The following is an 11194-nucleotide window of genomic DNA, read 5'->3' on the forward strand; positions in this document are numbered from 1 at the left end:
GGCCCCGCCCGCTCCGCCCGCGCCGCCGGCGTTCGACGCCGCCGAGCTGCGCGCGTCGCTGGCCGAAGCCCGCGCCGCCCTGGACGAGGCCGTCGCCGAGCTGCGCGAGACCGCCGCCATTCGTCGCGAGGCCGTGATCAGCCGGGTCGAAGCCGCCAAGATCCGCGCCGAGCTGGTGCGCACCCGTGTCACCTCGGACGAGATCGCCCGCATCCGCGACCAGGCCCGCGTTCAGGCCCTGGCCGGCCGTGAAGCGGCCGAAACCGCCCGCCGCGAGGTCGAGGCCATGCGTCCGCAGATCGAGGCCGTGAAGCGCGAGGCCGCCCGCCTGAGGGCCCTGTGCGAGGCCGGCGAGATCGACTGCGAGACCGTGACGGTCGGAGACTGAGCCGCAGACGACCCGCCGCCCGGTCCAAAGCATCGGGCGGCGGCGTTCTGACGGGCTGACGCCGCGCGGCGACGCAGTTATGAACCGCGGCCATGGTCCTGCCCGTCGATCCCGCCCGCTATTCCGCCTTCCTGGTCGCCATGGCGGTGATGGCCGTCACCCCCGGCCCGGCCAACATCTTCGCGGTCGCCACCGGGGTGGAGAAGGGCAAGGCCGCCGCCCTGGTCGGCGTGGCCGGCCTGAACTCGGCGACCCTGGTCTGGTTCTGCGGCGCGGCCCTGGGGCTCGGCGCGCTGGTCGTGGCCTTCCCGGAAGCGTTCAAGGTCGTGGCCGTGCTGGGCGGGCTCTACGTCGCCTGGCTGGGCCTGAAATCGCTGTGGGCGGCCTGGAAGAACGAAGCCGGGGCCGCGCACGCCACGGTGAAGCTGGGCCAGAGCGCCTTCCGCGACGGCTTCACCGTGCAGATCGCCAACCCCAAGGTGATCCTGTTCTTCACCGCCGTCCTGCCGCCGTTCCTGGACGTGAACCGGCCGGTGGCCCCGCAGCTCGTGATGTTCGCGGCCGCCACCATCGGCATGGACGTCATGTCGATGAGCGCCTACGGCCTGTGCGGCGCGGCCCTGTCCGAGCGCATGAGCGAGCCGAAGTTCCGGCGCGGCTTCGCGGTCGCGGTCGGCGTGCTGCTGCTGACCGCCTCGATCCTGATCCTGACCCGCGAGTAGGCCTCAGGCCCGCCGCCAGACGCCCACGACCTTGGCCGGATCGGCCGGAGCGGCGTCGGGCAGCACCTCCAGCGGCGGGCCTAGCGGGAAGGGCGCCAGCGCCAGGTTCAGCCGCCGCCAGCCGCCGGTCGTCATCTCCGCGTTGAGGCCGACCGTCGGCGTCGTGGTGGCCAGGAACCACTCGATCTTCGACGCCCGCCAGCGCTCCACCACCCGCACCGCGTCGGCCAGGGTCAGGTGGAACAGCGACTCCCGGCACAGCCAGACGTCCGCCTCCGCCGGCGGATCGGCCGCCACCACGTCGGCTGTCGTGAAAGCCACGCCGGGCCGGGCGTCGCGCGCGTTCAGCTCGGCGATCATGGGGCTGACGATGTCGGCCCCCAGATAGGCCGCGCCCTCGGGCAGCCGCACATGCCGCATCCAGCACCAGTCGCCGCAGGGCGCGTCGTAGACCAGGCGCGGCCGCACCCGCGCCAGGAAGGCCTCCAGGGCCGCGCGGAAGGGTTCGGTGCGGGCCACCCCCGAGCCGGGTCCCGAGCGGGACTCCGCGCCGCCCCAGCCGTTGTCGCGCCAGATTTCGGTGAAGACGGCCTCGCGCCGCGCCCCGGCTTCATCCTCCAGATCCACCCGTCCCTCCCGGTGGCAGCAGTCTCATCGCCCTGCTGCTAAGAGGCTGTTTTTACGAAGCTTTTCCGGTTGCGGCCGCGTTATGCTCGTGAGAGCCTCTTTGCACAAGGGGCGTCGTCGCAAGCGCAGGAGCGCGTCGTGAACACGGAGTTTCGGGAACAACTCGCCGGCCGTCGGCTGACCACCGCCGAGATCACCTATTACATGCCGGACCACCCGGCCCTGCTGCAGGAGTTCCTGTGGCAGACGCTGGACGAGGCCCCCGAGTTCCCGCGGGTGCGCCGGTTCCTGGAGTTCTGGCGTCGCGAGATCGACGCGGTGATCCACTCGGTGCGGGTCTCCTACGTCGGCGTCGTCGCGCCGGCCCGGGTGCGCACGGTCCGGGAGCTCGGACGGCTGCAGTAGGCTTCGTCGCGGATTCGGGGGCCTTCGTCGCGTGGCGCCGCCCACGCGGCCGGGGGCGCGCTAGAAGCGCCCCATGACGAAGGATCGGCTATTCCCCCTCCAGCCTGACTTCGAAGACGCCGGCCGGCGTTGGTTCTGTCCGCCGTGCGCCACCGTGGCCGGCTTTCTCGACTGGTTCCCGCGCGTCCGCGACGCGATCGATCTGGTCTACGTCGACTTCCCGCGCCCCCGCGGCCCGGTCGCCGAGCTGCTCGGCGACGACCACCCGGGCTGTCCGCTGCTGGTGATGAGCGAAGACGCGCGCGACGTCCCGGAGGTGAAGGTGCTCGACGGCCGTCGGTGCCTGGACGACCCCCAAACGATCACCCGCTATCTGGCGGAACGCCATGGAGCGCCCGCACCGCATTGCTGATTCCCGGCGCGCATGCGCGCGCCCGGCCGCTCAGAAGGAGCCGCACGATGGAAGCCCTAGGCGACATGCGCATTCTCGTCGTCGACGACGACGCTCTGGTCGGCCTGATCACCCAGGAGATCCTGGAGGATCTCGGGTGCCGCGCCGAGCGCGTAGAGGGCGCCGGCCCGGCGCTGGAACGGCTCGAGGCCGACAGCTTCGACCTGTTGCTCAGCGACATCCGGATGCCCGGCATGAACGGCGTCGAGCTGGCGCGGCGCGTACAGGCCGGCCACCCGCGCCTGCCGATCGTGCTCTGCACGGGCGACGCGGCGAGCTGGTCGGCCGAGCTGTGCGGCGCGCCCTGGGCCGTCCTGGAGAAGCCCTTCACGCCGGCGCAACTGGCCGCGACGATCGCCGGGGCGGCCCAGGCCGTCGACGTGCAGGCCGCCTCCCGGGCCGCGATGGCGGCGTGATCCGGCGATCTCGACCGCTCCCCGCGGCCGGGCGCGTCGGCTAGAAGGGCGCATGGCCAAAGACAAACTCTTTCTGCTCCCCCACGACATCGACAAGGACGGGCTCAGCTGGTTCTGCCCGCCGTGCGCCATGGTCGAGGGCTTCCTCAACTGGTTCCCGCAGGTGCGCGACGACCTTGAGATCGTCACCGTGCCGTACCCGCGCCCGCGCGCGCCGGTGGCCGAGCTGTTCGGCGAGGACCATCCCGGTTCGCCGGTGCTGGTGCTGGCCGAGGGCTCGCCCGACGACGAGGACATGCAGGTCGCGAACGGCCTGCGCTATCTCGACGACGCCAAGGCCGTCCTGCGCTACCTGGCCGACCGCCGGGGCCTGCCCCGCCCGCTGGGATCGCGGCTCCCCGACGCCCGATCACAAAATTTGGTGGGCGACAAACTAATCGCTTGAATAAGTGGACGCCGGTGTCCACTTAGCGGCGCATGACACCCCGCCCGCTTCGTCAGGACGCCGCGCGCCGCCGCGAGGACATCCTTCGCGCCGCCCATGAGGTGTTCTCGACCCAGGGGCTGGACGCGCCCCTGGAAGCGATCGCCGAGCGGGCCGGCGTCGGCCGGGCCACACTCTACCGCAACTTCCCGGAGCGGAAGCAGCTGGCTATCGCCGTGCTGGTCGACGAGATGGAGCGGCTCGCCGACTGGACCCGCGCCCAGGGCGAGGGGCCGGAGGTGTTCTTCGCCTTTCTCGACCAGCTGAACGACATGCTGGCGCGCAACGCCGGCCTGCGCGACGTGCTGCACAGCGAACGCTCGCCCGAGGCCCTGGCGCCGCTGCGCCGGGCCCTGATCCGGGCCGGGGCCGAGCCGCTGGCCCGCGCCCAGGCGGCGGGTCTGGTGCGGCCGGACCTGCAGCCCGACGACATCCGCGTGCTGGCCGCCGTGCTGGGGGCCAGCTTCCCCGGCGTCGCCGACGAAGAGCACGCCCGCATGGACGAACGCCGCCGCGCCCTGGTGCTGGACGGCCTGCGGGTGCGGCCGTGAGGGGCCCCGAGCTTCCCTGGGACGACTATTTCGAGCGGCTGAAGCCGCACGAACGGCCGGTCCTGCCCGGTTCGCCGGCCACGCCGGACCACCCGACCCCGCTGCGGATCGCCTACGCCCTCATCGGCCTCCTGGTCAGCGTCACCGCCAACCTCGGCGCGGCCTTCATCAGCGCCAACCAGGTGAACCTGCAAGGCTCGCTGGGCGTCGGCCCGGCCGAGGCGGCCTGGATCCCGGTCGTGTTCGTCATGACCAACGCCTGCATGAACCTGCTGCTGATCAAGTTCCGCCAGCAGTACGGCCTGCGGCTGTTCACCGAGATCTTCCTGGTCGCCCTGGTCGTGCTGTCGGCCGCGCACGTGTTCGTCACGGGCTTCGCGCCCATGCTGGCCACCCGCGCGGTCGCCGGCATGGCGGCCGCCGGCCTGTCGACCCTGGGCGTGCTCTACCTGCTGCAGTCCTTCCCGGCCGCCCACCGCATGCGCGGCCTGGTGATCGCCATCGGCATGGCCAGCCTGACCGCGCCGCTGGCCCGGCTGATCTCGACCAAGGTGCTGGACCTGGGCGACTGGAAGGCCTTCTACCTGCTGGAGCTGGGCCTCGCCCTGGTCTGCCTGGCCTGCGTGTTCGCGCTGCGCCTGCCGCCGTCGCAGCGGACCAAGGCCTTCCGGCCGCTGGACTTCCTGACCTTCACCCTGTTCGCCCCGGGCGTCGCCCTGCTGACCGCCGCTCTGGGCCTCGGCCGGGTGCTGTGGTGGACCCAGGCGCCCTGGATCGGCGTGGCCCTGGCCGCGTCCTTCGTTCTGATCGCCGCGGCCCTGATCATCGAGCACAACCGCGCCCACCCGCTGATCGACACCAGCTGGCTGACCGGCGGCGACATGATCCGCCTGGGCCTGTCGATCTTTCTCGTGCGGGTCGTGCTGTCCGAGCAGACCGCCGGCGCGGTCGGCTTCCTGACCGCGATGGGGGTGCACCCGGACCAGCTGCACGGCCTGTTCTGGGTCATTCTCGCGGCCACCGCCGCGGGCATGGCGACCGCCGCCTTCACGCTGAACATGGCGAAGCTGCAGAAGCCGATCATCGTCGCCCTGGCGCTGATCGCGATCGGCGCCTTCCTGGACAGCCACGCCACGGCCCTGACCCGGCCCCACGACCTCTACTTCACCCAGGCCCTGATCGCCTTCGCCGCGGCCCTGTTCCTGGGCCCGGCCCTGCTCACCGGCTTCTCCAGCCTGATGCAGAAGGGGCCGCACCTGATCGTCAGCTTCTTCGTGATGTTCAACATCGCGCAGAACGTCGGCGGCCTGGCCGGCACCGCCCTGGTCGGCAGCCTGGAGACCGTGCGCCAGCGCGCCCACTTCGCCCGCCTGGTGCAGAACATCGACCTGGCCGACCCGCTGGCCGCCGCCCGCGTGCAGCAGCTGGCCACGGCCCAGGGCCGCGTGCTGCTGGACCCGGCGCTGCGCGAAAACCAGGGCGTGATCCTGCTGTACCAGCAGCTGACCCAGCAGGCCCACGTGCTGGCCTACAACGACGTCTTCCTGACCATTTCGGCCGTCGCCGCCCTCACCTGCGCGTGGGTGAGCTTCAATTATCTGCGCGCGCGCCGCCGCGCGCGCCTGGCCGCGCGGACCGCGGCCAACGCCTGATGCGTTCTATCCCTCGAGTACGCCCATGACCCAAGCCGCCCGATCCAAATCGCCCGCTCCGGAGCCTGACGCCCCGCCCGCACCGACCCCCAGCCCGGCCCCCGCGCCGGCGGCGGCCGAAGCGCCGGCCGCCACGCCTCCGGATCCGAGCAAGCGGGTGCTGTGGAGCGTGATCCTGGGCCTGGTCGCCCTCGCCGGCGTGCTGCTGGTGCTCTACGCTTGGCGGCTGCCGCCGTTCGCCTCGGCCGAGCAGAGCACCAACGACGCCTATGTCCGCGGCCAGGTCACGGTGATCAGCCCGCAGGTGGCCGGCTACGTCACCGAGGTGGCGGTGCACGACTTCCAGACGGTGCAGGAAGGCCAGCTCCTGGCCCGCATCGACGACCAGATCTTCCGCCAGCGGGTGGAGCAGGCCCAGGCCAACCTGCACTCGGCCGAGGCGGCGCTCGCCAACTCCGCCCAGGCCCAGGCCTCGGCCAAGGGCGGCGTGGCCGAGGCGCGCTCGGGCATAGCGGCCGCCGAAGCCGCCCTGGCCAAGGCGCAGGCCGACGCCAAGCGGGCGGCCGACCTCAAGGCCGGCGGCTGGGTCTCCCAGGCTCAGGTCGATACGGCCGAGGCCGCGCTGCGGTCGGCGGAGGCGAACCTGCAGCAGGCCCACGCCGCCACCGGCGTGGCCCAGACCGGCGTCACCACCGCCGAGGTCGGGGAGGGCACGCTTCAGGCCGCGGTCGAGAGCGCCCGCGCCGCCCTGCACCTGGCCCAGATCGACCTGGATCACACCCGCGTGGTCGCGCCCCAGGCCGGCACGCTGGGCGAGATCGGCGTGCGCCAGGGCCAGTCGGTGGCCGCCGGCACCCAGCTGATGGCCCTGGTCCCCGACCGGGTCTGGGTGATCGCCAACTTCAAGGAGGCCCAGATCAAGAACATGCGGGTCGGCCAGCGCGTGCGCTTCAACGTCGACGCCCTCGGCGGGGCGACCCTGACCGGCAAGGTCGAGAAGATCTCGCCGGCCGCCGGCTCGGAGTTCGCGGTGATCCGCCCCGACAACGCCACCGGCAACTTCATCAAGGTCGCCCAGCGCATCCCGGTCCGGATCGCCATCGATCCCGGCCAGCCGGGGATCGAGCGGCTGAGCCCGGGCATGTCGGTCGTGGCGCACGTCGACACCGGCCGCTGATCAAGCTTGGCCGTTGACGTTCCGGGAACGCGGGTTTTTCCTAGTCGTTCTTCGCATGAGGGGCGAAGCTTCCGCTCGGGAGAGCAGCCATGAAGCGTATCCTGACCGTCGCGCTCGCCGCCCTGGCGTTGTCCGCCTGCGCGACCGCGACCCCCTATCAGCCGGCCCCGCCCGGGTCCGGCGGCCGCGGCTACTCGGACATGCGCATCGAGGACGCCCGCTGGTCCGTCAGCTTCTCGGGCAACTCGGTCACCTCGCGCGAAACCGTCGAGATGTACCTGCTGTACCGCTCGGCCGAGCTGACCGTGCAGCAGGGCTACGACTACTTCACCGTGGTGAACCGGGCGGTCGACCGCGACACCCGCTACATCGGCTCGCCCGACCCCTGGTACGGGGCCTGGGGGCCGTACTGGAGCCCGTACTGGCGCTGGAACTACGGCGGCGCCTGGTCGCCCTGGGGCCCGTTCTGGCCGGACTACGACGTGCGCGAGGTCAACCGCTACGAGGCCACCGCCGAGATCCTCATGCACCGCGGCCAGAAGCCGGCCGACGACCACTACGCCTTCGACGCGCGCGAGGTGATGGCCAACCTGGGCCCGCGGATCCAGCTGCCGACGCAGAAGTGACGCTGAATCCCTTCTCCCCTTGCGGGAGAAGGTGGCGCGCGGAGCGCGTCGGATGAGGGGTGTCGGCGCGAGGCTTGCGAACCCTAGCGCGATCAACCCTTCATCCTGACGCGTCGGCGCTTGCACCCCTCATCCGGCCGGCCCCGCCGGCCACCTTCTCCCGCAAGGGGAGAAGGCAGATTGTGCGCCTCAGAACATGCGCACCGGCTTCAGCCGGCGCTTGTTGACGTGGCCGGCCGGCGCCGGACCGGTGTCTTCCGGCAACTCGCCCTTGAAGTAGAAGCGCTGCCACGCCTCCTTCACGGTGTCCGGGTCGCCGTTGGCCAGCCGCTTGTTGAACTCGGTGCGCTGGCGGTTCCAGGCCTCGAACTGGCCCTGCAGGACCGGGTCGCGCTCCATCACCTTCATCACCGGCTCGAACTGCTCGATCTTCTGGTGCTGGACGAGGGTGATGAAGCAGAACGCCTCGCCCTTCTGGAACTTCACCCGGCCCGGCCGCGTGAACTTCCAGTTCATGGTGAAGGGGAAGGGCAGCCAGTCGGTCTCGATCAGGCCGGACAACGGTTGGATGCCGTCCTTCACCTGGTTGGGCGAGCCGCCGCACCACACCTGCCAGCCCGGCGGGGTGCGGAACATGTAGCCGGGGTGCAGGGTCAACACGCCGCCGGCGAAGTGGGACTGGGCGAAGTGGGCGAAGTCCGGGTGCAGCCGCTCCGGCGTCAGGGTGATGTCGTTCTGGGTCGGCCCGCCGTTCCACTCGGCCGTGAAGCTCATCGGGCAGAGCATCTCCCAGCCCGTGGTGTTGGCCATGGTCAGCGGCAGGCAGCGATAAGGATGGCGGCTGGCGAAGGCGTCCATCCAGTCCCGGTTGGGCCGGCCCGGCACCAGTTCCGGCGGCCGCGGCCCCATGGGGTAGCACTCGAGTTCCATTCCGACGTCCGAAGCGCGCTATAGGAAGAGACCTCCACCTATCCGCCTGAAGCCGTATCCGTCAAAGCCGCCGCATGTCCGACGCTCTCGCCGCCCAGGTTCCTGGCCCCGCCCACGCCGACCGCGACGCCTTCCTGGCCTTCCTCGAACGGATCGGCGTGACCCACGCCACCCACGACCATCCGGCCGTGTTCCGGGTGGAGGAGGGGCTGGAGCTGAAGGCGTCCATGCCCGGCGCCCACACCAAGAACCTGTTCCTGAAGGACAAGAAGCAGCAGATCTGGCTGGTCTCGGCCCGCCAGGACACGACCGTCGACCTGAAGCGCCTGCCCTACGTGATCGGCTCGGACCGCCTGTCGTTCGGGCGCGAGGAGCTGCTCTGGGAGGTGCTGGGCGTGCGCCCGGGCTCGGTCACCGCCTTCGCCCTGCTGAACGACCGCGAGAAGCGGGTGCGCTTCGTCGTGGATCAACGGTTGATCGACGCCGAGCTGGTCAACTTCCACCCCATGACCAACACCGCCACCACCGCGGTCACCCCCAAGGATTTCCTGGCCTTCCTGGCCGCGATCGGGGTCGAGCCGATCGTGGTGGACTTCACGAAGGTCTGACACCTCCGCCGAACGCCCAGGCGAGGGCCTCGACCAGCAGGTCCTGATAGAAGACGTCGCCGTGGCCGCTCACCGGCGTGCGGAACACCAGTTCGTCGCCCGACTTCGCCGCCCGCTCGGCGACGACGCGGGAGCGGCGGATGAACGAGTCGAGCACGCCGGTCGCCATGAACAGGCGCGGCCGGCCCGGCCTGTCCACGCCGGCCGCGCGCCCGGCGCCCAGCGCCATCGGCGCGGCCTGGGCGAACAGGTCCGGGTGGCGAAGCGCAGTGTCGAGCGCCCACGCCCCGCCGTTCGATTTGCCGATCAGCAAACGCTGCTCGCGCCGGCTCGAGGCGCCGTAGAGCCGCTCGGCCCGAGGCATGACCTCGTTCAGCAGAAACGCCTCGTGCTTCTCGAAACCGGCGTCCGACGCTTCCCAACCGAGCAGATAGTCCGTCGTGCGCTTGGCGCCGCTTTCAAGCCCGACCAGCACCACCGGCGGCAGCCGGCCGGCCACGATCGCCGGCTCGACGATGCGAGCGTAGTAGGCCACGCCAGATCCGTCGGCGACATAGGCGACGGGATAGGTCCGGGTCCGGTCGAAGTCAGGCGGCAGATAGACCGTCAGCGTGCGCTTTTCGCCGAGCGCCGGGCTGTCGACCTCGTCCCAGACGACCTGGCCCTTCAGTTCCGGATTGAACGCCGCCGCCGGCGGGGCCTTGGGTCCGCGCCAGGCCGTCAAGGGCGGCTGATCGGCCGACGGAATGACGAGAAAGTCGATGACCGCTTCATCAAGCCGCGGAATCCGCGCGGTGAACGACCAGAGGTCTGTCCCGTCGATCCGCGCCATCGGGGCCGCGAGCCCACCGGCGAGAGACACCACCTCGGCCGGGTTGCGGGCGACGACCCGGAACCGGTCGCCCTTCCTCCACATCGCGACGTCCTGATCGCCCAGCCTGCGTTTGGCTTCAGCCGCGGAGACGGCTTCGCGTGCTCGGCAGATGTCCGGCGCGGCGTCGGGGGCGCCGCAATCCTGCAGGAACTTGCCGGCCTCCAGCGGCGGAAAGACCGTCTGCGCCTTCGCAGTCGAGGTCATAGCCGAGGCCGCCAGAGCGGCCAGCACAATCGTCGACGCAAGCCCCGCAATCTTCATCGCCACCCCTCCGAAACCAGCAAAGGTTGCGAAGGGGTCGTGGCGAAACTTTGACGATCAGGCCGTCGGCCGTGCCCCGAAGATGGCGCTGCCGACGCGCACGTTGGTGGCGCCGAAGCGGATGGCCGTCTCGTAGTCGTGGCTCATGCCCATGGACAGCTTGGCCACGCCGTTGCGGGCGGCGATCTTGGCCAGCAGGGCGAAGTGCATGGCCGGCTCTTCCTCGGCCGGCGGGATGCACATCAGGCCCTCGACGGTCAGGCCCCAGGTCTCGCGCGCCAGCTTGATGAAGGCGTCGGCCTCGTGCGGGGCGACGCCGGCCTTCTGCGCCTCCTCGCCGGTGTTGACCTGGACGTAGAGGCGAGGGGAGCGCCCCTGCTTCTGGATCTCGTCGGCCAGGGCGTGGGCCAGCTTCTCGCGGTCCAACGTCTCGACCACGTCGAAGACGGCGACGGCGTCCTTGGCCTTGTTGGACTGCAGCGGGCCGATCAGGCGCAGCTCGAGGTCGGGCTGGCGCACCGGCGCCCAGCGCGCGATCGCCTCCTGCACCCGGTTCTCGCCGAACACCCGCTGGCCGGCCTCCAGCACCGGCGCGATCGCCTCCCACGGCTGCTCCTTCGAGACCGCGGTCAGGGCGACGTCGGCCGGATCGCGACCGGCCAGGCGGGCGGCCTTTTCGATGCGGCGCAGAACCGTGCGATAGGCTTCGACGGGATCGGAGGCGTGCTGGGTCATGACGGAAAGCCTGTGGGCGACGGCGCGAGCCTTAAGCCGCGCGGCGGGTCGGGGTGAAGCCCCGCCGCCGCTTTTCTTCGTCACCGACCCGGTCCGCACCCCCGATCCGGCCGCCGTGGCCGCGCGCCTGCCGGCCGGCGCAGGGGTGATCTACCGGGCTTTCGGCGCGGCTGACGCCGGCGCGACGGCCGGCGCGCTGGCGGGGATCGCGCGAACGCGAGGGCTGACCCTGCTGATCGGCGCCGACGCCGCCCTGGCCGAGGCCTGCGGCGCGCACGGCGTGCACC

General features: G+C 71.3%; 14 protein-coding genes and 2 pseudogenes. 12 read left to right on the plus strand and 4 right to left on the minus strand.

All coding sequences use genetic code 11. The annotated features are described in order from the left end of the window. A pseudogene (locus G3573_RS16450) lies at nt 1–388 on the plus strand (hypothetical protein); the annotation flags it as partial. A gap of 92 nt (nt 389–480) precedes the next feature. Then, on the plus strand, nt 481–1110 hold the full coding sequence (locus tag G3573_RS16455) for a LysE family translocator (protein WP_163262587.1): 630 nt from the start codon (nt 481–483) through the stop codon (nt 1108–1110). A gap of 3 nt (nt 1111–1113) precedes the next feature. On the opposite strand, the gene G3573_RS16460 is transcribed toward G3573_RS16455, so the two are convergent. Continuing rightward, complete coding sequence (locus G3573_RS16460; RefSeq protein ID WP_163262589.1) at nt 1114–1737, minus strand: class I SAM-dependent methyltransferase; 624 nt, start codon at nt 1735–1737, stop codon at nt 1114–1116. Nucleotides 1738–1875: 138 nt separating this feature from the next. Between G3573_RS16460 and G3573_RS22040 the strand changes: the two genes are divergently transcribed. From G3573_RS22040 to G3573_RS16500, 8 genes are all read left to right on the plus strand, one after another. Then, a complete protein-coding gene (locus tag G3573_RS22040; protein ID WP_346427404.1) occupies nt 1876–2142 on the plus strand; it encodes a protein usg in 267 nt (88 codons plus the stop codon). Between the two features lie 73 nt (nt 2143–2215). Further along, on the plus strand, nt 2216–2554 hold the full coding sequence (locus tag G3573_RS16470; protein ID WP_163262594.1) for a DUF3088 family protein: 339 nt from the start codon (nt 2216–2218) through the stop codon (nt 2552–2554). A 47-nt stretch (nt 2555–2601) separates the two neighbouring features. Next, complete coding sequence (locus G3573_RS16475; protein WP_163262596.1) at nt 2602–3009, plus strand: response regulator; 408 nt, start codon at nt 2602–2604, stop codon at nt 3007–3009. A gap of 52 nt (nt 3010–3061) precedes the next feature. Next, nucleotides 3062–3454, plus strand: coding sequence for a DUF3088 family protein (locus G3573_RS16480; RefSeq protein ID WP_163262598.1), 393 nt, complete (start codon nt 3062–3064; stop codon nt 3452–3454). A gap of 32 nt (nt 3455–3486) precedes the next feature. Continuing rightward, the gene (locus G3573_RS16485; protein WP_163262600.1) at nt 3487–4044 is read left to right on the plus strand and encodes a TetR/AcrR family transcriptional regulator; all 558 of its coding nucleotides are present in this window, start codon (nt 3487–3489) and stop codon (nt 4042–4044) included. Continuing rightward, nucleotides 4041–5696: an MFS transporter gene (locus tag G3573_RS16490; protein ID WP_163262602.1), complete on the plus strand. Its 1656-nt coding sequence runs from the start codon at nt 4041–4043 to the stop codon at nt 5694–5696. Before G3573_RS16485 ends, G3573_RS16490 begins: the two co-directional genes overlap by 4 nt. Nucleotides 5697–5721: 25 nt before the next feature. Continuing rightward, complete coding sequence (locus G3573_RS16495) at nt 5722–6873, plus strand: HlyD family secretion protein (RefSeq protein ID WP_163262604.1); 1152 nt, start codon at nt 5722–5724, stop codon at nt 6871–6873. Between the two features lie 89 nt (nt 6874–6962). Beyond that, nucleotides 6963–7499 carry a hypothetical protein gene (locus G3573_RS16500; protein ID WP_163262606.1) on the plus strand — a complete coding sequence of 179 codons (537 nt, stop codon included), beginning with the start codon at nt 6963–6965 and terminating at the stop codon, nt 7497–7499. Nucleotides 7500–7688: 189 nt separating this feature from the next. On the opposite strand, the gene G3573_RS16505 is transcribed toward G3573_RS16500, so the two are convergent. Next, a complete protein-coding gene (locus G3573_RS16505; protein WP_163262608.1) occupies nt 7689–8429 on the minus strand; it encodes a DUF6065 family protein in 741 nt (246 codons plus the stop codon). 74 nt (nt 8430–8503) lie between these two features. On the opposite strand from G3573_RS16505, the gene G3573_RS16510 reads away from it, so the two are divergent. After that, nucleotides 8504–9037 (plus strand): prolyl-tRNA synthetase associated domain-containing protein, encoded by a 534-nt coding sequence (locus G3573_RS16510; RefSeq protein WP_163262610.1) that lies wholly within the window; start codon nt 8504–8506, stop codon nt 9035–9037. Here G3573_RS16510 and G3573_RS16515 read toward each other — a convergent pair. Together G3573_RS16515 and G3573_RS16520 are read right to left on the minus strand one after the other, a co-directional pair. Continuing rightward, nucleotides 9024–10172, minus strand: a complete 1149-nt coding sequence (locus G3573_RS16515) for an alpha/beta hydrolase-fold protein (RefSeq protein WP_163262612.1) — start codon at nt 10170–10172, stop codon at nt 9024–9026. The two genes, G3573_RS16510 and G3573_RS16515, sit on opposite strands and share 14 nt — an antisense overlap. A 57-nt stretch (nt 10173–10229) precedes the next feature. Continuing rightward, the gene (locus G3573_RS16520; protein WP_163262614.1) at nt 10230–10907 is read right to left on the minus strand and encodes a YggS family pyridoxal phosphate-dependent enzyme; all 678 of its coding nucleotides are present in this window, start codon (nt 10905–10907) and stop codon (nt 10230–10232) included. Between G3573_RS16520 and G3573_RS16525 the strand changes: the two are divergent. Further along, nucleotides 10906–11194: pseudogene (locus tag G3573_RS16525) on the plus strand (thiamine phosphate synthase); the annotation flags it as partial. The gene G3573_RS16520 and the pseudogene G3573_RS16525 overlap by 2 nt on opposite strands.

This window comes from Caulobacter sp. 17J65-9 (assembly GCF_010975005.1).
GTDB lineage: Bacteria > Pseudomonadota > Alphaproteobacteria > Caulobacterales > Caulobacteraceae > 17J80-11.